Source organism: Halalkalibacter oceani (assembly GCF_040544555.1).
Classification (GTDB): Bacteria; Bacillota; Bacilli; order Bacillales; family Bacillaceae_D; genus Halalkalibacter; species Halalkalibacter oceani.
The window spans coordinates 16,160-38,315 of sequence record NZ_JBEPKD010000015.1 but is presented as its reverse complement, the minus strand read 5'-3'; the positions used below and the strand labels follow the sequence as shown (position 1 = coordinate 38,315).

The 22,156-nt window shown below is 43.8% G+C and carries 32 protein-coding genes; 26 read left to right on the top strand and 6 right to left on the bottom strand.

Annotated features, from left to right (window positions below; genetic code table 11):
- Position 1: 1 nt before the first annotated feature.
- From ABMB67_RS15395 to ABMB67_RS15345, 11 genes are all read left to right on the top strand, one after another.
- Positions 2-358 carry an HK97-gp10 family putative phage morphogenesis protein gene (locus tag ABMB67_RS15395; protein ID WP_354572605.1) on the top strand — a complete coding sequence of 119 codons (357 nt, stop codon included), beginning with the start codon at positions 2-4 and terminating at the stop codon, positions 356-358.
- Entirely contained in the window at positions 355-681 is a 327-nt protein-coding gene (gp17, locus tag ABMB67_RS15390; RefSeq protein WP_354572604.1) for a tail completion protein gp17, read from the top strand. Before ABMB67_RS15395 ends, gp17 begins: the two co-directional genes overlap by 4 nt.
- A gap of 13 nt (positions 682-694) precedes the next feature.
- Positions 695-1,246 (top strand): major tail protein, encoded by a 552-nt coding sequence (locus tag ABMB67_RS15385; RefSeq protein WP_354572603.1) that lies wholly within the window; start codon positions 695-697, stop codon positions 1,244-1,246.
- 81 nt (positions 1,247-1,327) lie between these two features.
- Positions 1,328-1,642 (top strand): phage tail assembly chaperone G, encoded by a 315-nt coding sequence (gene gpG, locus ABMB67_RS15380; RefSeq protein WP_354572602.1) that lies wholly within the window; start codon positions 1,328-1,330, stop codon positions 1,640-1,642.
- Positions 1,643-1,824: 182 nt separating this feature from the next.
- Entirely contained in the window at positions 1,825-6,636 is a 4,812-nt protein-coding gene (locus ABMB67_RS15375; RefSeq protein ID WP_354572601.1) for a phage tail tape measure protein, read from the top strand.
- Complete coding sequence (locus ABMB67_RS15370; RefSeq protein ID WP_354572600.1) at positions 6,608-7,492, top strand: phage tail family protein; 885 nt, start codon at positions 6,608-6,610, stop codon at positions 7,490-7,492. The genes ABMB67_RS15375 and ABMB67_RS15370 overlap by 29 nt, the downstream gene beginning before the upstream one ends.
- 11 nt (positions 7,493-7,503) lie before the next feature.
- Positions 7,504-8,100: an HNH endonuclease gene (locus ABMB67_RS15365; RefSeq protein ID WP_354572599.1), complete on the top strand. Its 597-nt coding sequence runs from the start codon at positions 7,504-7,506 to the stop codon at positions 8,098-8,100.
- A gap of 14 nt (positions 8,101-8,114) precedes the next feature.
- The gene (locus ABMB67_RS15360) at positions 8,115-9,857 is read left to right on the top strand and encodes a hypothetical protein (RefSeq protein ID WP_354572598.1); all 1,743 of its coding nucleotides are present in this window, start codon (positions 8,115-8,117) and stop codon (positions 9,855-9,857) included.
- 12 nt (positions 9,858-9,869) lie between these two features.
- Entirely contained in the window at positions 9,870-10,280 is a 411-nt protein-coding gene (locus ABMB67_RS15355; protein WP_354572597.1) for a hypothetical protein, read from the top strand.
- Positions 10,273-10,410, top strand: a complete 138-nt coding sequence (locus ABMB67_RS15350) for a CD1375 family protein (RefSeq protein WP_354572596.1) — start codon at positions 10,273-10,275, stop codon at positions 10,408-10,410. The genes ABMB67_RS15355 and ABMB67_RS15350 overlap by 8 nt, the downstream gene beginning before the upstream one ends.
- Positions 10,411-10,474: 64 nt before the next feature.
- On the top strand, positions 10,475-10,615 hold the full coding sequence (locus ABMB67_RS15345) for a CD1375 family protein (protein ID WP_354572595.1): 141 nt from the start codon (positions 10,475-10,477) through the stop codon (positions 10,613-10,615).
- An 11-nt stretch (positions 10,616-10,626) separates the two neighbouring features.
- Here the strand turns inward: ABMB67_RS15345 and ABMB67_RS15340 are convergent, their stop codons facing one another.
- A complete protein-coding gene (locus ABMB67_RS15340) occupies positions 10,627-10,941 on the bottom strand; it encodes a hypothetical protein (RefSeq protein WP_354572594.1) in 315 nt (104 codons plus the stop codon).
- A gap of 144 nt (positions 10,942-11,085) precedes the next feature.
- Between ABMB67_RS15340 and ABMB67_RS15335 the strand changes: the two genes are divergently transcribed.
- The 6 genes from ABMB67_RS15335 to ABMB67_RS15310 all read left to right on the top strand — a co-directional run bounded on the left by ABMB67_RS15335 (position 11,086) and on the right by ABMB67_RS15310 (position 14,592).
- The gene (locus ABMB67_RS15335; protein ID WP_354572593.1) at positions 11,086-12,276 is read left to right on the top strand and encodes a siphovirus ReqiPepy6 Gp37-like family protein; all 1,191 of its coding nucleotides are present in this window, start codon (positions 11,086-11,088) and stop codon (positions 12,274-12,276) included.
- An 88-nt stretch (positions 12,277-12,364) separates the two neighbouring features.
- Positions 12,365-12,778, top strand: coding sequence for a hypothetical protein (locus tag ABMB67_RS15330; RefSeq protein ID WP_354572592.1), 414 nt, complete (start codon positions 12,365-12,367; stop codon positions 12,776-12,778).
- Between the two features lie 366 nt (positions 12,779-13,144).
- A complete protein-coding gene (locus ABMB67_RS15325) occupies positions 13,145-13,447 on the top strand; it encodes a hypothetical protein (RefSeq protein ID WP_354572591.1) in 303 nt (100 codons plus the stop codon).
- A gap of 48 nt (positions 13,448-13,495) precedes the next feature.
- Positions 13,496-13,765, top strand: coding sequence for a holin (locus ABMB67_RS15320; protein WP_354572590.1), 270 nt, complete (start codon positions 13,496-13,498; stop codon positions 13,763-13,765).
- Between the two features lies 1 nt (position 13,766).
- A complete protein-coding gene (locus ABMB67_RS15315; protein ID WP_354572589.1) occupies positions 13,767-13,892 on the top strand; it encodes a hypothetical protein in 126 nt (41 codons plus the stop codon).
- Complete coding sequence (locus tag ABMB67_RS15310; RefSeq protein WP_354572588.1) at positions 13,885-14,592, top strand: N-acetylmuramoyl-L-alanine amidase family protein; 708 nt, start codon at positions 13,885-13,887, stop codon at positions 14,590-14,592. The genes ABMB67_RS15315 and ABMB67_RS15310 overlap by 8 nt, the downstream gene beginning before the upstream one ends.
- Positions 14,593-14,669: 77 nt before the next feature.
- Here ABMB67_RS15310 and ABMB67_RS15305 read toward each other — a convergent pair whose 3' ends face one another.
- Positions 14,670-15,647 (bottom strand): adenylate/guanylate cyclase domain-containing protein, encoded by a 978-nt coding sequence (locus ABMB67_RS15305; RefSeq protein WP_354572587.1) that lies wholly within the window; start codon positions 15,645-15,647, stop codon positions 14,670-14,672.
- A gap of 49 nt (positions 15,648-15,696) precedes the next feature.
- Between ABMB67_RS15305 and ABMB67_RS15300 the strand changes: the two genes are divergently transcribed.
- Positions 15,697-16,194, top strand: a complete 498-nt coding sequence (locus tag ABMB67_RS15300) for a Pycsar system effector family protein (RefSeq protein ID WP_354572586.1) — start codon at positions 15,697-15,699, stop codon at positions 16,192-16,194.
- Between the two features lie 300 nt (positions 16,195-16,494).
- On the opposite strand, the gene ABMB67_RS15295 is transcribed toward ABMB67_RS15300, so the two are convergent.
- From ABMB67_RS15295 to ABMB67_RS15280, 4 genes are all read right to left on the bottom strand, one after another.
- Entirely contained in the window at positions 16,495-16,632 is a 138-nt protein-coding gene (locus ABMB67_RS15295; protein ID WP_354572585.1) for a hypothetical protein, read from the bottom strand.
- A 12-nt stretch (positions 16,633-16,644) separates the two neighbouring features.
- Positions 16,645-16,980, bottom strand: coding sequence for a YhjD family protein (locus ABMB67_RS15290; RefSeq protein WP_354572584.1), 336 nt, complete (start codon positions 16,978-16,980; stop codon positions 16,645-16,647).
- Positions 16,981-16,985: 5 nt separating this feature from the next.
- A complete protein-coding gene (locus ABMB67_RS15285) occupies positions 16,986-17,333 on the bottom strand; it encodes a YolD-like family protein (protein WP_354572583.1) in 348 nt (115 codons plus the stop codon).
- Between the two features lie 120 nt (positions 17,334-17,453).
- Entirely contained in the window at positions 17,454-18,461 is a 1,008-nt protein-coding gene (locus tag ABMB67_RS15280) for a hypothetical protein (RefSeq protein WP_354572582.1), read from the bottom strand.
- A gap of 180 nt (positions 18,462-18,641) precedes the next feature.
- On the opposite strand from ABMB67_RS15280, the gene comGC reads away from it, so the two are divergent.
- From comGC to ABMB67_RS15240, 8 genes are all read left to right on the top strand, one after another.
- Positions 18,642-18,923 (top strand): competence type IV pilus major pilin ComGC, encoded by a 282-nt coding sequence (comGC, locus tag ABMB67_RS15275; protein ID WP_354572581.1) that lies wholly within the window; start codon positions 18,642-18,644, stop codon positions 18,921-18,923.
- Positions 18,920-19,366, top strand: coding sequence for a competence type IV pilus minor pilin ComGD (comGD, locus tag ABMB67_RS15270; RefSeq protein ID WP_251224030.1), 447 nt, complete (start codon positions 18,920-18,922; stop codon positions 19,364-19,366). The genes comGC and comGD overlap by 4 nt, the downstream gene beginning before the upstream one ends.
- A gap of 13 nt (positions 19,367-19,379) precedes the next feature.
- A complete protein-coding gene (locus tag ABMB67_RS15265; protein ID WP_354572580.1) occupies positions 19,380-19,661 on the top strand; it encodes a hypothetical protein in 282 nt (93 codons plus the stop codon).
- A complete protein-coding gene (comGF, locus tag ABMB67_RS15260) occupies positions 19,633-20,100 on the top strand; it encodes a competence type IV pilus minor pilin ComGF (RefSeq protein ID WP_251224062.1) in 468 nt (155 codons plus the stop codon). Before ABMB67_RS15265 ends, comGF begins: the two co-directional genes overlap by 29 nt.
- Positions 20,097-20,468, top strand: coding sequence for a competence type IV pilus minor pilin ComGG (gene comGG / locus ABMB67_RS15255; RefSeq protein WP_354572579.1), 372 nt, complete (start codon positions 20,097-20,099; stop codon positions 20,466-20,468). Before comGF ends, comGG begins: the two co-directional genes overlap by 4 nt.
- Before the next feature lie 33 nt (positions 20,469-20,501).
- Positions 20,502-20,972, top strand: a complete 471-nt coding sequence (locus tag ABMB67_RS15250) for a shikimate kinase (RefSeq protein WP_354572663.1) — start codon at positions 20,502-20,504, stop codon at positions 20,970-20,972.
- A gap of 40 nt (positions 20,973-21,012) precedes the next feature.
- Positions 21,013-21,195: a YqzE family protein gene (locus tag ABMB67_RS15245; protein WP_390189164.1), complete on the top strand. Its 183-nt coding sequence runs from the start codon at positions 21,013-21,015 to the stop codon at positions 21,193-21,195.
- A 231-nt stretch (positions 21,196-21,426) separates the two neighbouring features.
- Positions 21,427-22,143, top strand: a complete 717-nt coding sequence (locus ABMB67_RS15240) for a helix-turn-helix transcriptional regulator (protein ID WP_251224027.1) — start codon at positions 21,427-21,429, stop codon at positions 22,141-22,143.
- Positions 22,144-22,156: the final 13 nt, after the last annotated feature.

Genomic DNA, 22,156 nt, shown 5'->3' with positions numbered 1-22,156 from the left:
TTTGAAGCTTGAATTTCAGGGCTTGGATCAGCTGGCGTCCCAACTGGAAAAGATGGGCTCTGAGGGCAACAAAATCCGAGATGAGGCCGTCAAGGATGGCGGGGAAGTGTTAAGTGAAACTGTAGAGAATCAGGCTCCGGTAAGAACAGGAACCTTGAAAGGCTCTATTGCTGTATCTGACCCAGCAAACGGCGAAGTCGAAGTCGGACCAAGCGATAAAGGATTTTACGGACGCTTTTTGGAGTTTGGCACAAGGAAAATGCGGGCCCGCCCCTTTATGGGACCGGCTTTTGAACAATCGAAGTCGAAAATCGAACAAAAGATGGCTGAAACCGTGAGAAGAGGGTTAGGGCTATGAATCAATTGGTTCTCTCGATTCTTGAGCCTCTGGGAGTGCCAGTTGCTTTCCAGACTTACACTGGTGATAAGACAACCTATATCACTTTCTTTGAATACAACCAGCAGGGAGCCCTAAGTGCGGATGATGAAGAAATCAAAACAGTCCACTCCCTGCAGGTCGATGTATGGTCACAAGGCAACTATGTCCAATTAGTAAAAGACGTAAAAAATGCAATGAAACAGGCAGGATTTATACGAGCTTTTGAAACTGAATTTTACGAGGATGACACGGATTACTATCACAAAGTGATCCGTTTTAATTATGTCTCGGATACCGAATAAGGAGTGATTGAAGATGGCATTAGTAGGACTTAAAGATATTCATGTTGCGTTACTAAGCGAGGACCGGACGTATGAAACACCAAAGAAACTCGCTCCGGCCATTACAGCTAACATTACACCAAATACAACACAAGCAACGTTGTATGGGGATGACCGGGCAGTCGAAACGGCGGAATCAATGGGGGATGTTGATGTTGAAATCAATGTAACAGACCTAAGTACCGCAGATTATGCGTTTTTGCTAGGGAAAACAGTCAATAGTGACGGTGTTGTAGAGGATAATTCAGATGATGTGGCACCATACGTTGCTTTGGGATTTTCAGCCCAAAAATCAAACGGGGCTTCACGCTACATTTGGCTTTATAAAGGCAAGTTTTCCATCCCGACTGACAGCCACCAGACAAAAGGTGAGTCTGTAGAGTTTCAGACCTCAACTATCGCTGCTAAATTTGTTGCCCGCGAAGATGGCAAATGGAGAGCGCGTGTTGATTCCGATGATTCCGGGGTTAGCGAGGACGTTATTGATAACTGGTTTGATGCGGTGTATGAGCCTACTACTCCCTAATGATCCCCCGGATAACGGGGGAGAACCTGATCCAGATGAGGAACAAGAGCCTGAACCGCCAGAAGAAGGAGATGGAGAAGAATGAATAACATGAAAGTCACACTTGAGATTAATAAAAAAGAAAAACAGTTTATAGCCCCGTCTATTAAGGCGCGGGCTTTTCGGCGTGCGCTTGAACTAAATGCAAAACTAGATTTTGAAAACCTAACAGTTGATGACCTTGACACATTAACGGGCTTTGTTTGTGAGGTATACGGTAATCAATTTACAGTTGATGATCTTTATGACGGACTGCCGGCTGCGGAATTTCTGCCTACATTGACTGACACGATGACTGCAATTGTAAGCGGAGTAGGCGGTGCAGAGGGAAACGAGGGAAACGATCAGGGGAAGTAACGCCACAAGAGGCGTATGCTTCCATCAAACAGTTATATAAGGACTTATTAAAGAGAAATGGATGGACACTCGCTGCGATAGATGAGATGGACATCCATTTTTTCTTTGAGCTTTACAATTCCAGCGTCGAAGAGAAACAGGTCTACATTGACCAGATTCTGTAGGTGAGGGGGTGAATAGAATTGGCAACAGTCGGTGAGTTAAAAACAAAAATATCCCTAGACTCGGCGCAGTTTGAACAGGGCATGGCCGGCATTAACCGGCAGCTTAAGAGCTTGCAGAATGAGCAAAAAGCTGTCACGTCAACCGGTACTGGCTTTGCCCGTGGTGTGGATGAGTTACGGGCAAAGTCAGATGTTTTAACCAGGACACTTGATCTGCAGCGGGCAAAAGTGGAAGAGTTGCGACGCAGATACGAGGAAAGCCGAAAGGCAACCGGGGATAACTCTGCCGAAACTCAAAAAGCGCAGGCGGCCTATAACAAGGCCGTGGCCGAAATGAATAAAACGCAAACAGCTCTAAAAGGTGTGACAGCAGAGCTTGATCGGCAGACAAATCCTTGGCGCAAAATGGAAACCAGTCTTAAGCAGGCGGGGGAGCAATTTAAAAAAGTCGGCGACAGCATGAAGAATGTTGGCCGTGATTTATCCATGAGAGTAACGGCTCCCATTGTTGGTTTGGGCGCATTGATGATGAAAACAGGAATGGATTTTGAAGCTGCTATGTCAAATGTCGCAGCTATCTCTGGGGCAGCCGGTGATGATCTGGCAAAACTCGAAGCAGCTGCTCGTGATGCCGGGGCGACAACGTCAAAAAGTGCATCTGAGGCAGCTGACGCGCTTGGATATATGGCATTGGCCGGCTGGGATACTCAACAGATGCTCAGCGGTTTGATGCCTATTTTGAGACTGTCAGAAGCTGCAAATATGGATTTAGGACGGGCATCAGACCTCGTAACAGATTCAATGGCTGCGTTAGGCATTCAAGTGCAAGATTTACCTCACTACTTAGATCAAGTCGCACAAACAGCTAGAAGCTCAAACACAAATATTGATGCATTGATGGAAGCGTTCCTAGTTGCTGGTGGAACACTTGCCTCTTTTAATGTGCCGATCGAAGAAGCGAATGCATTGCTAGGGATTATGGCGAACCGTGGTTTTAAAGGCTCCGAGGCAGGCCGTGCATTAAATGCGATATTTACCAATTTAACCAGCGGAGCCGGACAAGCCGGCGTCGCGATGGAAGAACTTAACCTATCCGCGTTTGATAGTGAAGGTAGTTTCAAAGGATTAGAGGCGGTTTTACGCGAAGTAGGAGCTGCTACCGCTACAATGACGGATGAACAGCGAGCACAATATGTGTCAATGATCGCTGGTAAAGAGCACATGAAGACGTTTCAGGCTTTGATGGCTGGCCTAAATGATGAATATGGGGAGCTAAAACAAAACGTAATTGAGTCAAATGGCGCTTTAAATGATATGGCATTGACTATGCAAGCCAATGCGAAAGGGAACATCGATCAGATGAAATCGGCATTTGAAGAACTATCAATTGCTTTTTCAGCGCATCTTTTGCCTGCTTTTACGGATTTAATCATTAAACTAACGGAGATTTTTACTTGGATCGGACAACTTGATCCAGAAACGCAGAAGTTAATTCTTACGTTAGCTGGCGTCGCGGCAGCTATTGGCCCCTTATTGATGGTGCTTGGGAGTTTAGCGACAGGGATTGCAAGCGTCATGACAATTGCTGGTTCATTATCAGGTGTTATCGCTGGAGCTGGAGGATTAGGGGCAGCACTAGCGGCACTCGCAACAGGTCCTGTAGGTATCACAGTTGCTGCCCTTGCGGGATTAACAGCCGGAGGGATCGCTCTATATAAAAATTGGGATACTTTGACGGAGAAAGGAAATGGGTTAGGGCAATTATTAATCGGTTTATCAGGGCCGATAGGCATGATAGTTGCATCAATTAAAGGCGTTGAATATGCCATGAGTGATGCGTTGCCAGAAATAGAATTGTTTGGAGAAGGCATATCCGAAGAAACGGCCAAGGCCGTCGGTGCTTTTCTTGAGTTAAACGAAAAAGCTACAGCTGCTTTAAACGAGTTGGTTTGGAGCGGGCAAGAAGTGACAACAGAAATGAGAGACAGCATCTCATCTAACTTTGAACAAATGGGAGCTCAAATTACCGGGAGCTTAAATGAGAAAAAAGATGAGGCTGTAAGCATCATGCAAAATCTTTTTGCTGAGTCTACACAAATTGTGGAGGAAGAACAACAAACTATCATCCAAAGTGTCCAGGATGGCTATGATGAGCAAGTTGCGAGAGTCGAAGAGGGGAACGCCAAAGTCCAGGGAATTATGGCAAGAGCATCCGAAGAAAAACGGTCGCTCACTCAATGGGAAAAAGGCGAAATCAACCGTATACAACAGGAGATGGTTGATACCGGGATACAAGTTTTAACCAAAAATGCCGAGGAACAGCAGCTTATCTTGGGACGTATGGAGCAGCAAGCAGGAGAAATCACTGCTAGGCAAGCTGCTGAAGTAGTTAAAAATGCAGCAGATCAAAAAGATAAAGTTGTTCAAGAGGCGCAGGATCAATATACACTAACGGTCGCTGAGATCGAAAGGCAACGAGATCAACTTGGGGCAATTACTAAAGAACAGGCTGACAAGCTAATAGAAGAAGCTCAACGTCAGCGTGATGAGAGTATTAATTTTGCTGAGGAAATGCATGGGAAAATAGTTACCGAGGCCCAGAAACAAGCGCAAGAGCATGTCAATCACGTAGACTGGGAAACCGGAGAAATCCTGTCAAAGTGGGAAGTCTTTAAAAATGACATGGGGCAAAAATGGAGAGAAATGCTTGCGAATGGCCGGGAGAATTGGACACAGCTTGGTAGCGATATTAGAAGTCGAGCCGAGCAAATAGCTTCTGACACCACTCAAAAAATTGAGGGAATGAAAAATAGCATCACCGCGAAATTTAGTGAAAAAGTGACGGCGATCCGCGGGAAAATGGATGAAGCGAAGTTGGCAATTTCGACGAAATGGAATGAGGCCGAAGCTTTTTTGCGATCAATTAACCTCATGGAAATCGGTCAAAATATCATCCAAGGCTTAGTGAATGGAATCACTCAAAAAGTCGAAGACGTAAAAACCGCTGTTAAAAATATTGCCACAACGGTTACTGGTGGCATTAAGAGTGCATTAGACATTCGTTCACCGTCCCGTGTTACAGACAAACTTGGACAGGATACCGGGAAAGGCTATGCCCAAGGGATCACGAAAACAACATCGGATGTTAAAAAGGCTGCGGATAAACTAGCCGACAATGCATGGCAGCCGATTACAAATGCAACCACTCGCGCCATTACCTCAATCATGCAGGATGCTGCTAAAGCTGGCAAGGCTGCAAAAGACGGAGCTGCCCGGGTAAAGGCAGAGTTTGATGAAGCCATGAAGTCATCAGCCAGCCGTTATGAGCTTGGTCAAATTAGCACAGAGCAATATGTCGCTGCGTTAAAGGCAATCGAGTTTGAGTTTGCTAAGACGGCCGAGCAGCGGCGGAAAATTGCCAAAACCCTAAAGGATACCGAGGAGAAATACATCAAAGAAACCTTTGATACTTCTATGAAATTCATTGAGCGACGCAAGTATTTTAATCAAATGACGCTCGAGCAAGAATTAACATCTTACGAGAGGATGATCGAACGCTACAAGGCGGGTAGCGAGGAATATGAGAAGCTGGAACGTGAAATTTATCGCGTGAAAAAGGCTTTGGAAGAAGAAAAACAAAAACTTGAGAAGGAAGCTTTTGATAAATCAAAGGCGTGGATCGATGAGCGTAAATACTACAATCAACTGTCGTTAGCCGAGGAACTGGCCGCTTGGCAGCGGGTTCATGACACGCATATCAATAACATCGAACTTCGCAAGCAAGCCGAGAGAGAAATGTACCGGGTGCGACAAGAAATTGCTGAAAGAATTAAGCGAATTGATCAGGATTATTACAACAGAAGACAAGAAATTAACAATCGTTTAATCAGCGAAGAGAAACGCCTGCGTGATGAATATCAAAAGACCTTAGATGCCCGAACAAAGTCTCTTGTGAGCTTTGCGGGTCTTTTTGATGAGGTTACACAGAAGGAAGAAGTGAGCGGCCAGCAACTGATTGAAAACCTTCGCGGTCAAGTCACGACGTTTGAAAACTGGTCACGCAACATTGCCAGCTTAGCAAAGCGCGGTATTGATAAGGGACTGCTTGCAGAACTACGAGAAATGGGGCCAAAAGCGGCGGCTGAGATTGCTGCTTTAAACGGGCTGACCGACGCCGAACTTTCTGAGTACAGCAACTTGTTTAAGCAGAAAAACCAACTGGCGCAGCAGCAGGCCGAGAGCGAATTGGAAAAATTAAAGAACACGACCGACAGGCAGATTAAGCAGCTTAAAGAAAATACAAAGTTGGAACTCGACGAATTGCGCCTCGAATGGTCGCGGCAAGTTAATCAGATCCGCGAAGGAACAACAGGTGAGTTTATTGGCATGGCCGAGGAAATGCCGGACGTCGGTAAGTCTGCGATGGAAGGTCTTAAGGACGGCATGATTGAGATGCAGGAGGATTTAATCGCAACCGCTAAGAGCATTGCCGACAAGATCAGCCAGACCTTCAAAGATGCCTTTAATGTCGCGGCTCCCGCGCCACCTCCAATGCCAAGTCGCGGAGGGGGAAGTGGCAGTAGCCTCTCTGATGCTGCTAAAAAGATTGGTGATGCTGTCAGTAAAGTTGGTGGGGGATTGGTGCCGAGCATACCAAAGGGTATTGTAGGAGCTATCACTGGAGCAGTACGATCATCCTCATCTGGATCAGCTTCATCCTCCAGCAGCGTGACAAACAACATCACCATTAACGCTAACAGTGACCGGTCAAGCCCGTCAGAGATTGCCCGTCAGGTCACTAATGCATCTAAGCGTATGGCGATGGGGTGATAAAGTGAAAAAATTAACCTTAAAAGGTCATTTAGGATCGGTAGAGCTTGGTAATACCGGTCCTTTTATTTTGGTCGAATTAGACGGGGAGAGTGCGACGCCTAATGAGGTCCAGCTGCAAAAGGCTCCCTATCAAGCCGGCGCCACAAAGGTAGGCATGGTATACGAGCCGAGATACCTCACTATTGAGGGGGCGATTGTTAGCCAAAACAAACAGGAGATTGCGAGGTTAAGGCGTGAGCTGCAACGCGCACTGGTGGCTGATTATGACATTGAACTAACCTATGATCATCACGGCGGCACTAATCAAATCGTTGCCAGTGTGGAGTCAGCGCCTTATTTCCCCCCGAAACGCGAGGGAGTTTTTCAGCATTTCATGGTCAATCTTGTTTGCCCGGAACCTTTTTGGCTCGATCCGTATGTCAGCGGAGAACAAATGGCTTACCTCATGGGCGGTCTTAAATTTCCGCTTGTGCTGCCGACGCAGTTTGCACACAGAGGCTATCAGCGAGTCTTTGAAAATGTGGGAGATGTTCCGACGCCGGTCGAGATTGAGTTTAAAGGGCCAGCAATTAATCCAACTGTCTCTAATCTGACGACCGGCGAGTATATGGCCGTCGGGCGAGAACTTGGGGAACATGACATCCTGTATGTCGATACGACATTCGGGAAGAAGCGTGTTGAGATAAGGAGAGCAGACGGGACAGTAGAAAACGCAATGCACTATATTACTGATCTTAACGTCGCCTTTTTCCAGCTGGAATTAGGTGAAAATTTACTAGAGTATTCCAGCAACAACGACAGCACGCTCACTCGTGTAAGGGTGAGCTACAGAAACCGATATTGCGGCATTTAGGAGGGGTTCCTTTGTCCAAAGTTTATAAACGACATTGCGATAGATGCGGGAATTATTACGAGGGCTCGGGTCGTAAGTACTGTTCTACAAAATGCTATGGTAAAGGTAAGCCTACAGAAACCTTCGAGGAAGCTAAAGAAAGGTTCTTGTCAAAAGTTCCAAAAGGCGTAAGTAAAGAAGAATGTTGGAACTGGCAAGCTGGAAAAAGTCAGGGGTATGGGACGATGACGTATCAAGGTAAGACTCAATACGCTCATCGTTTGTCATACTCTTTTTTTAAAGGCAAGGTACCTTCAGATTTGGATGTATGTCACTCATGTGACAACCCTGTATGTGTAAATCCGAATCATTTATTTCTAGGTACTCACCAAGATAATATGAAGGATCGCGACAGAAAAGGAAGGAATAGATGGACCAAACAGAGGAGAAAAATCATGTTCGCTAAAGGATATTTCCATACGGCGAAATTGCGAGCGGATGACGTAATTAACATTAGGAGGGAAAGAGAAAAGTGGGGAACCAGTTACAGTGATTTAGCTCAAAAATATAACACGACTGTAAGTAACATTCAACATATCATCAACAGAGAAACGTGGAAGCACATTTAAGGGAGGGAGATAGAATGCCAGAATTTAGTTTGCCGTTTGACAGCATCGCATCAGATTTACGAGAGTACCCGGCAGAGCAGTTTGTGCAATACCTTAAGCCTTTGATCAATACCGGCATCCTCACCGATCCCGATACGCTCAAGGTGGAGGCAAGAGAGGGCATGACGGTGCAAGTACAGACCGGCTACGCATGGATCGAGGGCTATGTCTACAGCCTGTATGACGTGCCTCTGCCCATCACATTGGCGGGGGCTCACAACACGCTTGATCGTATTGACCGCATTGTGCTAAGGCTCGATTTGTCGCTGTCAGCGCGGTCAATTGAGGTGAGAGTGCTGCAAGGGGAGCCTGCTGCTAATCTTGTACCTCCAGCTCTGACACGGGAGGGCAACATTTACGAGCTATCGCTGGCTCAGGTCCGGGTGACAGCTGGACAGAGCTTTATCAATGCAGCGGACATTACGGATGAGCGCGGGGATAAAGAATTATGTCCGGTGGTGTCCTCTAACATTCTGCCGAGCATTAATGATGCGCTGCAGGTCGTGATTGACCGTGTGGACGCTTTGACAAGTCGCATTGATAATTTAAAAGTGGAAGGCAATACACCTAGCCTTACGGATTTTCCATTTCCGAATTATAATGCTTCTTCCGTTGTTTATATAGATAATCGCTACACACGTGATGTTACTACTATTTCAAGTTCATTTGAACGTACACAGTGGACATGCTCTGATTCTGATGAAAACAATGTCTATATAGGCGATAGTAAGGGATACGTAAGGGCGTTTCGTAAGAGTGATTTCTCATTAATTTGGGAAACAATACCTTACACAGCAGGGAATCCGTATATTCAAGACATCATGGTCACGCATAATAGTGTGTATGTAATTTCCGTTAATACGTCTGCTTGGACTTTCCGTATCTATAGACGTAATCTTGTGAATGGTGGTCATATGAACTCTTCCACAATTGATGCAGCAACACCGAAATGGTGCTTAGGTTTGGATGCGAACGGGAATGTGTACGTTTCTAATGGCTCTAATTCCATTAGGGCGTTTAGTAATACCCTAAATTTGCTATGGTCTGCTACATTTGACACGAGTGCTAGTTATCAGGTTTATGCTATTAGTCGTTTTAAGCCAGGCAATTCAAATAATCACATCTATTTCACCACATGCACTGATTCTACAACGAGCGGACCTAACCGATTTTATAAATTTAATATTTCTGACCAAAGTGTGGTTTGGAGAGCAGATAACGTATTTGGAAGCAATGCGTCCAGTGGAGCAGGAACGTCAATAGAGGTTATTGGTAGTACAGGATCATCTGCTAGGATTGTCGCAACGGCAAATGGAAGACCATACAACCATAACGGAGAGCACACAAACAAATATGGGTGGCTTACGCAGACGGGTTCCCCGAATTTAAACGGGGTTGTTCTTAGAGAAAGTGACGGGGCGATTGTTTTTACTATGCCTGGCGGCCTAGACTATCAACTTAGCCTTGTAGGAGACATTTACTATCACACTAATATGGCCAGCGATTTTCTACGGGCTAACCGTAATGCTACCGGGTATAACAATAGCTCTCTTAATTACTTTTACCAAAGATCACAATCAACTTGGGGAACTATGGCAAATTCCAGGGCACGTCTTTTACGAGGGTACTTTGATTCAGATGGGCACTACTATCAACTAGCATCCGGTTACTTTATTGAAAAGTTCTTTGAGGTTCCAATGAGTTACAATTTAACATAAGGAGGAAGTCAAATGGTCTTTGTGGTTATCGGTCAGAATCAGGAAATTGTTAGAACGCATTATTTTCCTGATGAACTGACCGAGGAGGAAAAGGAAGGCGGGTACCTTGTGAATCAAGAGGATCTGCTTCCCTCCAAGGATGGATATTCAGTTTGTTACAATCCTGAAACAGAAGAATTTTATTACCGGGAAGAGGTTATCGAACCGGAAGAGCCGGAGCCGCTCGATCCGATCGAAGAACTGGAGCTTAATCTCTATGAAGCCCTCGCCGAAGTTTACGAGGGGCAGATCACCGCCCAGCTCGACGCCTATGAGGCTACGGCTGCTGTGTACGAAGAGCAGGTAATCGGTCAATTGAACACTTATGAGGCTATTGCTGAAATGTACGAATTAATCTTTGCAGGAGGTGAGGCAAATGTCTAAGGCTAAAATTATCGAGGCTTATAAAGCGCTGGTACAGGCTGGCCGGCGGTCATTGGAGGACGGCACCGACGTTCTAGCAGTCCCGGTTAACATAAGAGAGGACGTAAGGAAGGCAATCGAAAATGAATAGGTTACGCAGTTGGCGGCAGCGGATCACGTTGGCGTTTTTAATTTTATTTAAGGGAGATGATCGTATGTTGGTAACGGTATATGTGACATTGGTGATTGCAGGCAGACGGACATTTGAGGCGGTGCCGGCTAACCTTAAGCCGGGAGTAGAAGCAGAGCTTGAAGCTCTTGGATTAGGGGAGGATGGGAAACCGTTGGAAGGGTGAAAGGAAGGCCACTATTGGTCTTCCTTTTTGATGAAGTTGTTTGTGATTAGGGAGAACTTTGGAGTCCTTTGATTGGCTATTTCTTGGCGAAGCAGTTCGATTTGTTCTTCAATGTCTTTGTCAGTTGTTTGGCTTTGTATTTTAGACTCTATTACTTTCAGCTGTTCGGATATGGCATTTAGGGATTTTTTGTTATCTTCAGTATCCTTCGAATTAAAAAGATTAAGTACAACAGAAAATGACATAGAGATCAAAGCAATGGATAACCCGGCATAACTAAGTTCTAATCCTTTATCTAAATAGCCGAATGCTGCTACTATAGCCATTAATACTCCTGTACCAAGAAATAAAAGACACATGATTATTTGATACCAACGGGAAAAGCGTGAATGTATCATTTTAAGAACCCCCAATCATTTTAATAATTATATCGGTCAATTAGAACTATTACTAAAGTTAGGTGGTGACCCATGAAACCAATCCGCATCATCGACGACCAATTTAACTTGCTTGGAGAGATCGACGCTTACGAGAGCTTCATGTTGACGCGCCGCTGGCACAAGGCAGGCGAGTTTCAGTTTGTAGTCAACAGATACGCCAATAACGCTCAGCATCTTCATGAGGGCGCGCTGCTTGTGCCTGGCAACGATACCCACAAAGCAGTTGTCATTGAGCATATGGAAGTTGAGTTAACGGAGTCGGGTAAAGCGTCGGAAAACTGGACGATAAGAGGCTCTACACTTGAAGGCATCTTGAGAAGATTACCGGCCATCCCACCAGAAGGAGCTGCCACTGAATCAACAAACGGACCAGCAGAGACGCACATGCGTAAGCTGGTCCTTACTAATGTCATCAATCCGGCTGATGCAAAGCGTGCCATATCACAAGTGGGGCTTGCTGCTGTAGATCAAGAGCGAGGCAATAATGACCTGTGGGAGACGCGCTGGAAACAGCTTGACGAGGAGCTGGAGCGCATCTCCCTGCTGACCGGCTTAGGGTGGTTTGTTACGCTCGATTATGACCAAAAGAAATGGCTATTTGATGTGAAAGAAGGAAGCAATCTCACGACCAGTCAGTCCGATTTGCCGCCGGTCATATTGTCACCTGATTTTGACGCTGTTCAATCTCAAAGATTTGTCGATAGCGTACTTGACTATAAAAACATTGCGTATGTCGCAGGGCAGGGCGAAGGAGTTGACCGGCTTATCGTGCAAGTTGGAGACGTGGACGCTGAGGGCTTAGATCGATATGAGATGTTTGTAGACGCTCGGGACATCGGAAACGGTGATGCAGAGCCGACAGAGGATGAGGATGGCAATGTGGTCTATCCAGATGGCTGGCTGACGGAAGAGGAAATTCTCGACCTCTTGAGGCAGAGGGGCGAAGAGAGGCTTGCCGAGCGGCAGAGAATCAGAACCTTCGAGGGCACGATCCTCGACAGTTGTCCGTTTGTGTACGAACGAGATTGGGATTTAGGGGATATTGTGACCATCCAGAATAGGGAGTGGGGCGTCACTATGGACGAGCGTATCACAGAGGTGGTTGAGACTTACGAGCGGTCAGGCTTTAGGTTGGATGCTGTGTTTGGTAAGGATTCGCCGACGGTGATGGATAAAGTGCGACAGGGATATAGGGATGCTACTGTAACAAGCCGGGGTTAATCGCCAGTGAAAGACAAATAAGAATGACACCTGAACAGGTGTATTTTTCAGGCTTGAAACTCATACTGTTTGTAAAGAGGTGATGTATGTGTGCTTTCACGGAACTTATGAATTCGTCGAAGTGATCAATCCCAACCAACAAAGTAAACGAGTGAAGATAGATGCCTGCATATCTGATGAAATACGTTCGTTGAATGATCAAGGTATTGTTACTTTGGGGTCATGTTGCGGACATGGAAATGCTGGCCAAGTTGAGGACTGGGAAAATGCTTTTGGTAAATGGAAAAGTTGTGGAAACCCACCTTTAGCATTAATTGATGAAGTATCAGTTAAATTAGCCGCAAATCTTGGATATAGGCCTTTTCCATATATGTATGCGGACGGTATTTCAAACGGGGTATGGCAAATGTATTTAAAGACTGGGTGTATTACAAAAGACGATTGCCAAAAGTGGCATGACAAGGAAGGGCAGAAGCCCTTATCCTTATCCGGTATCTTGTGAACGATAACACCAATAGCATCCATTGTATCCACTGCGAATCAGTTGAGCGATCTTCCAGTCATCGTTTATATCCTCACGGTGACTGGGAAGAATTTCATGGATTCTGCAATTTCCGGTAGTGTAGGCTGTTCGATGTATTTCTTTGGTGTTATGGTTAACAATGTATTTTGCCAAGGGAATCACCTCCTTTATTCTTGTGTTTTCGACACATAGGAGGAATTACCCTTCTTTTTTACTGATAAAGGGAATCTTAAGCGCGACAAACACCACTCGCTGAGTAGGTGTATTTTTTATGTAGTAAGGTGGGGGCACCAACCTCCAATACAGAGATAAGGGGAGGGAGTAAGCTTGGAGGAGGAAAAAGACATGCGAGAGGTGGTTCAGGATCATGAGAATCGTATCCAGTCACTCGAAATCTATAGGCAGGAGCAGGAGCTGGCAAACAGTGAGCTGAAACTTCAGCTGGCTGAGACTGAAAAAACCGTCCTCAAAGAGAGTGGAAAACAGCAAGAGCTTTCCCAGCAACTTTTGAATCATGTCCTGAAAAATGACGTATACGCCCGAGAGCATCGACGCTATACTCATCAACAAATTTGGAAACTGTTAGGCTTGCTTGTTGGGAGTGGAGGACTGATTTATTTGCTAGTTGACAGCTTTATTAACAGATAGCTGCATCTAAAAAGGTGCGGCTTATTTAATTATAAGGAGTTGGTAAAGATGGAACCTGTTTTACTATTTGCGACTGTCATATCGCCAATTATTTTAGCGTTAGTGGAGCTGCTTAAGCGATCAGTGTCTTTGTCTAAAAACATCGTTCCCCTCGTCTCGCTCATCATCGGCCTGATCGTCGGGGCTGCGTCATACCCGTTTACAGAGCTGGAGCTTATCTTGCGGTTATGGGCCGGCGCGCTGGCTGCTTTGGCGGCGACTGGATTGTTTGAGTTGGGCAATGAGCGTGAGGGCAGAACAAAGGCAAAGGAGGATTGAAATGGAACTAATAACGGAATGCGTATGTTGCGGAGCCGCGATCAATTGGGACGTAGCGTTATTTGAGGAAGGCGACCATGGGGAGCCAGTATGCCCGGAATGCGAGGAGTGTGAAACGAATGACTAAAAAAGTTTTTCTCGATCCTGGTCACGGAGGCCAGGATCCAGGAGCGGTGGCAAACGGACTGCAAGAAAAAGACATCGTATTACAGATCGCAAGGCGTACACGGGACATTTTATTAAATGAGTACAGTGGTGTCCAAGTGCGCCTGAGTCGCGAAAACGACGTCTTTATTGCATTGTCCGAACGTGCCCGACTTGCTAACAGCTGGGGAGCGGATTATTTTAGCAGCGTGCATGTTAACGCCGGAGGCGGCACAGGTTTTGAATCTTACAGGTTTAACGGAACCACGAGCCAAGCCACTGTTGCCAATCAGAACGTATTGCATAACGAGATTATTAGAGCGGTCAAAGTAGTAGACCGTGGAAAAAAAGCGAAAAATTTCGTTGTCTTACGAGAGACGAACATGCCCGCGGTACTGTTAGAGTTTTTGTTTATTGATAACAGCGCAGACGCGGCCCTGCTACGAAAGCCAGCATTTTTAGAGCTGTGTGCGCGAAGTCATGCGGAGGGCCTTGCAAACATTTTCGGGTTACAACGTAAAGGAGGGGGTAATGTTAGTGGGAACAAGCCCAGCAGCTGGGCAGAAGCAAGCTGGAAAAAGGCGCTGCTTAAAGGTGTGATGAATGAGGGACAAGGGCCAAAGGAGCCGCTCACACGCGAGCAGCTGGCTGTAATCTTTGACCGGATCGGGATGTTAGAATAATAAATAAAAGAAGTTGCATAAAATTATTAATAAGTGTACAAGAAACAAAGCACTGATATTGCGGTGCTTTGTTTCATTCATTTTATATCTGTGAAATAAACATCTCCTCCATACAGAACATAACTATCATAGATCTTTTCATCCTGCTTCTTCCACCAATTATGTCGAATCGAATTGTTGTTAGGACACGATTTTTTAAATTCGTTGAATACGATTTCAGTCATAAGAATTGGTGGAACTTGTAGTTTTAAAGGGACTTCAATAACTTTTGAACTAGGAAAAGCACTAATTTTATTAGAATAAAACCAATACACATTATTATTTTTTAGTTGAATCATATTATAATTCATTATATAACCTTCCGAAAAAAATTCTTCAAAAGTAATATCATAATATCTATTTTCAGAAAAACGTTTATCAATTATATAGAAATATCCTTGTTGGACTTCTTTCTTTACTTCAACCTCTTTATTCGCAAGATCCGTTAGTTTACTTGCCACATTTGCGGGTCGCCCTAACCAAACTAGTGATTTGTATGGTGCGTTCTCATCACCGTTTTTTATAATTCCACCTTTTGATACCAACATTCTTCCATAGTCGATGCCTATACCACAAGTTATTTCGTTGTGTGTGAAGTGTTTATTTAAAATATATTTTGCAATAGAATTCAATAAAATTGCAGTATTCACAGCGTTTTTAAAACAATTTTCCACATCAAATATCACCATTATACGATCACCAATAATATTACGCACTTTACCACTATAATATTGAGCCGCTTTCACCATTGAACGCATAAAGGCACCATAAAGTTTTGTTAATGTGTTGGGCTTGTGTTTTAAATTGAGATCTGTCGATTTTCGAATATCAATATATAACACACATGTCTGTATTTTCTTAGCCTTCACTTCTTTTTTATCAAGGTTAGGATAAGTAATTCCAGTATCGTTTATTGTTGGTACTTGTTCAGTATCTGTAATCGTTACTTCAAAATCGGAACTTAGAATTATTTTTATGTCGTTTTCTAATTCTTCTTTAAGTTCTTTTAATCCCATCCCCAATTACCCCTTTGTGATATAATAGTTTCTAAAAATGGAGCAAATAATGGACACTGAAAAATTATTAATACAATTAAATAAAAATGATCAATGGATTCAAAATGTAGATACCAAGATATCTATATTATTAACTTTTCTCGGTGTATTTAGTGGATTTATCCTAGCGCTAGAAGATATTGAAAAGCTATTTGATTTTAACTCTGATGACTATCTCTGGATTCTTACATTGTTTTTTTTGCTGACAGCATTTTTTGTTATACTTAGCATTCGATATTCGCTGAAGGGAATGAAGGCTACCTTAAAAAACAAGAATCCAGGTCTTTGGTTTTTTGGGGATGTGGCTAAATATCAGCACTCATCGTATTTTGCAAGAAAAAAACTAAACCAAACTGACGAGCAGTTCGATGAAGAATTATTAATCCAAATATATAACACAGCTAAGATAGCTAATGAAAAATTTATATTGTACAACAGATCATTATATTGGACAAAATATGCAGTATTGTCTTATATTTTATATCATGTGTTTAGTATCTTTATCTAAGAGCTTTTTAAGATTATCTAGCAGTAATTCGTGCTATCCTCACGTTGTCAGAGATAGATCTTTAGGTCCGACTTAGGGTAATCTAATTGCGGTGATAGCGCCACTTGTTGTTACTGTCATACCTATACCGCCAAACGATTAAACCGAGCGAGCAATGATGATTTAAATAACAGCGATCGTTTTCTCATTATCCACCTCATCTCCTTTAGTTGTGAGTTTAATCCCATATTTCGACATGTAGGTTGAAATACCTTCATGAAATAATGAAAGCCCCTCTCTCGTAAACAAGGGCTGCAAACCTTATTCGACAGACTTACTCTTAATAATACCCGCAAGTATGAATATTACTGTTCGCGGGTCTAAATCATACCTTTTAGCAACTTCCTCCACGGATTCCTCCATGTCTTTAAAAATACGAGTGAGATTTATCTCTTCCATTTAAAGCCCTCCTTATTTTAAATATTGTTGCATCAACTCCCCCACATGACGGCGCATCGAATCGGGGGTGTAGCTGACCTCTAACTGATACCTCTTACATACCAGTAAATATCCCGCTTCCTGCTCATAAACACTAAGTCCGGTTCTACGCATTTCTTTCCTCAAATCCCTTAAATCCGTCGTGATTTTGCTGATCGCATTGTCGATCAACTCAGTGTACAAAGAAGGAATTTTAAAATTTGCCTGTTCGACCTTAAGTCGATCCTGCTCAAAAACTCGTCGGGCAAGAGGGAGGAATATAAAGCGTTGAGCTAACTTACGAATGCCTTCGTCCTGTAAAATCGGCATAGCGATCAAATCCTTTCGGCATATTTTAGTTGTTCAAACTTTATGTAGATATAATTCCCATCAGCAAGTTCCACTCTGATTTGACGGTGCTCTTCGTCAACTAAGTCCACAACACCCGACGCCTCTCGATAATAGCCATCATGCCAATAAGTAACGCGCAGTTCTAACCCATGCCGGAGAGCATCAAGAATCAAAACACCGAGTCGTTTAAGCTCTTGATCATCTAGCTGAGGAGATGGAAGTTTTCTCTTTTCAGCCTTAAGTCGTTTGATCTCTTCTACCTGTTTGGGCAGCATGATCCTATAGCTTTCCCAAATTAAATTCTGTCCCGGTGTAAGCTTGTTGTATTTCATGGTGTGCCACCTCGTTTTTGTATTATTATATGCGAATGTGAGTTCGTATACAACGATCAAAAAATGGAAATGTACGTTCGTATAAAGGGGATAAAAAAAGAGCCGATTAAGGCCCTTTAGTCACTCGATAATATCAGCTAATAAAGCTGGCACTGTTATTTCCCAACCGGCTTGCGAAGTATATGAATGAGATCCCATTATTGTACCGTATACGGTTACTATATCCTCATCAATAAAATCAGTATATCCTTCGTACTCTACCCAAACAATATCATTAAAATCATAACCGTAACTTGATTCTGTGACCGCTAAACGAATTATTGTCCAACCATCACCTTCTTGTATTTGAACGATTTCACCAGTGTATTTCACATATTCGCCCGCATACCTATCTGGATTTTTATTAAGATGTGCGAAACTAATTTCTTCAGCTATGGACTTTTTCTGTTCAAGTTCTAGCTGTTTAACTTCTTCTGCAGTGAACCCTTCTGTAATTTCAATTTCGCCAAGGGGAATCTTATTTACATTAAATCCAATATCGGTCTCTTCGACTGAGCCTGGAATATCAAAAGAATTAATGAAATTATTGTAGTCACCATATACCTCATTAACCACTTCATTATCGTAAGAGCCAAAACTTGCTTTTATTGGGTAGTGGCCATTTTCAATTGTATCACCTTCGCCAAGAGTGACAGAGAACCCGCCGTTTTCTACAATGCCAAATCCCGGCATTACAGGGAAGTCGTATTCATTTTCTCCTTCAAGACTAACACCGATTTCAATTCCATCAGCTAAGTTGGTTTTCCCCTTAACAGTGATTATCTTATTTTCGGCATCAAATGTGGCTTCAATAAGCTCTAATGTTAGTTGCTCTTTTGTGATTTCTTCCTCTTTATCGTCTAGGGTTAATTGGTCGTTTAATTCTGTATCTTCTGCATCTGCTGTAACTTCCTGCGCATCAGGTAGAGGTGTTGTTACTATAGCTGTGATGAAAAAGATAATAATTGCGCCACCAAGGAATAATGATGATTGTTTGCGGTTTTTAAATTTGAAAAGAGATGGTCTTATTAATGCAATGAAGAAAGCCACAAAAGACAAAAAGGACAATAAAACAAAGAATAAATACATGTCATTCCTCCTAAGATTATCTTCTTACATTATAAAAGTGGAGGTCAAAAATAAACAGTCGTTCGACAAAACAAGACAGATTATTTACGTTTGTTTTTCAAATCTATAGCAACATCCATATATCTTCAACCATTGATCTCATCACAAATCTACAGCTTGTTAAAATCATAGGAACTACATATGAAAATTGAAATGCTCGTTGTGTTGATGGTTATCTCTGTTTTGTTGTTAATCGCCATTCCTAATATGGCGAAAAACAATGAGGTCGCTGCTGATAAAGGATGTGAAGCGACGATTAAGCTGTTGCAGACACAGGTTCACGCATATGAAATTGAAACAGGAGATGAGCTTAATGAGCTGAGTGATCTTGTCTCCGGTCGCTATGTCGAGAGCATTGAATGCCCCGACGGTTCGATCCCCGTGTTTAATGAAGGCATTGTGAGTGAGCCTTCATCCTCATGAAACAGACTCCGAATGGTTTTACTCTGATTGAAAATTTAGTTGTTCTCTCTATTTTGGCAACGCTGATTCTTCTCCCGCTTGTTAGGATTCCCCATGAAATGTCACCTGACTACCAGTCAGATTTTGCTGCGCAACAAATAAAGGCTGATTTGCTTCTTGCTCAGCAAGTGGCGATGTCTTCAGGCCGGCCCACCTCTGTAAGATTTGATAATACGAGGAAAGAATACCTCATTCGCTTTTCCTTTTATGATGTTTATTTATCGAAAGCTTATCCGCTGGATGAGATGAGATTTGAGCAAGGATCGCTTGGAACTCAGTCGATTGGTTTTTTGGCGAGCGGCCATCCGAGCCGTTCTGGTTCTTTTATTATACAGGCTGGTAATGAGCGGTATCACTTTACGATTTATTTAGGGAAAGGGATGATTTCCTATACGAAATTGTAATGGATTCACTTTAATGGAAGTTACGTTTGCCCTCAGCTTCCTCGTTGTCATCAGTGGTACATTCCTGCCATTGCTGGCGGTTGTTTATCAGGAACGGCTTACTGTCGAAGAAGAGGTGAAAGCATTGGAAGCACTTGAAGCTGAAACCTATCACTATTTGACCGGGACGGCGGGTCAAAAGAGAGATCCGTCCATCAGGAGAGAGGATACGGGCGGCGGCCTGATAAAATTCTGTTCTCAATGGACAGGAGTTAATGGACGTGATTATGAAAAATGTCTTTACGCCGCACGATGAGAAAGGCTTCACCCTACTGGAAATGCTGCTTGTTTTGTCCCTGATTCTCCTCCTTCTTTCCCTTTTTCCCCTTATGATGAATGTCAACCTCAGCGCGAGCAAAGTTTTCCCCGGACAAGATCAGGAGGTGACGATGTTTTTTAACCATTTATCGAAGGACATCAGGGAAGCGACTGAGGTGGTAGGTGGCCGTAACCAATTGCTGATCGAAAAGGGAGGAAACGAGAGCCTTTTCATTGAATTAATGCCGTCGCAACAAATCAGGCGCCTGCGGAATGGGCTTGGGCATGTGTTGCTGCTGGAGCGGGTGCGTTCCTTTTCATGCCGGACAACCGGCCGACTCGTTCACTGCGAGGTCGAGTTGACAGCTGGCGTGAAAAAACAGAGGACGATGGCGATGCTGTATCCCTATGAACGAAGGGAGGCGGAAGGTGATTGAATGCTAAAGGATTTATTTACCCGTTAACGATCTTGCTCAGTCTGCTGCTTTGCGCTGTCTTATTCCAGCAAATCGCCGCCTATGCGACAGCGAAGCAGTTTGTTGAACAGCAGGAAAAGCATCTCGAATTGCAGTCGCTGCTGCAAATCGGCATTGCCGAATTTCAAAAAGAACGGTCTGAACCGGTGGAAGGTGAGATTTACACCTTTTCATATCCGTCCGGGACCGTTACACTTGAAGTTAGAGAGAAGGCTGAAGACTTTAGCGCAATCAGCGTATTGGCAAGGCTGAAGTCGGGAGAGCAGCGCCAGGCCAGTTTTCAATACAGGTGGCCGGACGCTGTAGTTGAAGGGTATCAGGAGGTCTAAAGGGTGAAGCAGCATTATTATCTTACTGGGTTTATGGGGTCCGGAAAAACAACAATTGGACAAGCTCTGGCAAATGAGCTGTCTTTTAACGTCATTGACACAGATCAATGGATTGAAGAGCAGGAGAAGCAGAGGATCAGTGAGCTGTTTCAAACAAAGGGAGAACCCTATTTCCGAAAACAAGAAACGAAAGCATTGGAAACAATTGCAGGGCAGCGGCTCATTATTACAACAGGGGGCGGCATTGTCATAAAAGAAGAAAACAGACAGTTAATGAAGGAAAAAGGAAACATTATTTATTTGAAGTGCGATATTGAAGAAATTTTGCGACGTTTGCAAGATGATGAAACAAGGCCGCTTTTGCAAGGGAAGGATAAGGCTAAAATCGAACAGTTATTTCTTGCAAGAAAGGCTTTTTATGAAGACGCCGATATAATTATCGACACGACAGGAAGAACGGTCAACGACATTATAAATGAGCTGAAAATGCTAATAGTTCAGTGAGATTTTGTCCATACTACTAGTAGTATGGACAGGAGTGATCATGATGTCGTTCAATGACTATGTCAAATTTGTAACGCAGCAGGTTGTCTTGAAAATGGAGGAACCGAAAACAGAGAAGGAAGACCGGAAAGCAGAGAGGATGCCGTTTCCAGTCCGGGCTTTTGGAATGATTCCGCTTGGATTGTCGATTTTTTGGCGGAAAAGAGTGAAAAAAAGACAGTAAAGGAGGAGGGGAGATATCCGCTATCTCTTGCTAAGAAGTTGCTTCGGCAGGCGCGATAATCCCTCCTTTTTTTGTGCTTTCACGTCATTGGCCAGTGCCTTTGCAGGTGCTTCTCCCATGCCTCCAGACGAAAAGACAGGCGCTTTGAAGGGGGCCGGTGGAGAAATTTCATTTATTTGCCTTGCCAACTGTACTATAATGTAGGTAGATGGTCAGTTGGGGAGTGAAAAAATGGACCAAAATACATTGAAAATCACCAATGTACTGTCTGATCCTACTCGTTTTTCGATTTATCAATTTATCTCTAAGCAACGTGGAGATGTAACGGTACAGGAAATCGCTGATCAGTTCAGTATTCATCCAAATGTCGCGCGGCTTCACCTTACGAAACTTGAAGATGTACAAATGATTGATTCGACAACGAAGAAGACTGGGAAAGGGGGACGCCCCAGTCGTTTTTACCGGCTTTCCGGCGAAGTGATTCAGCTCCAATTTCCGTTTCGCGATTATCAGCGTCTGGCGAATATCGCGTTGCAGTCTTTGGCTGATTTTGGCGAAGCCGGGCTTGAAGCGCTTGAAAAAATCGGCTTCAAATATGGCAGAGAAAGCGCAGAGGCTTATGTTCAGCAATTTCAAGTCGATCATCAGAAGCTGAGCCGGGCGGAAAAAGTAAAGATTATTGAACAAATTGCCGTCAATCAGGGACTCGATCCTGAAGTTCGATATGATGAAAAACGGAATGAGATTCATCTTAGCATTTACAATTGTACATTTAAAGAATTGATGTCCGAGCACTCTTTATCTTTATGCTCGATGCATCATCAGCTGTTTAATGGTATTTTTTCATTCTTTTTTGGGGAGCATACGGTTAAGGAAAACAGCAAGATGACAGATCCGGAAGCCCAGGCGTGCCTGTACTCTGTCATTGCGCTTGCCGATGAATCGTGACACAGTTTTGCCA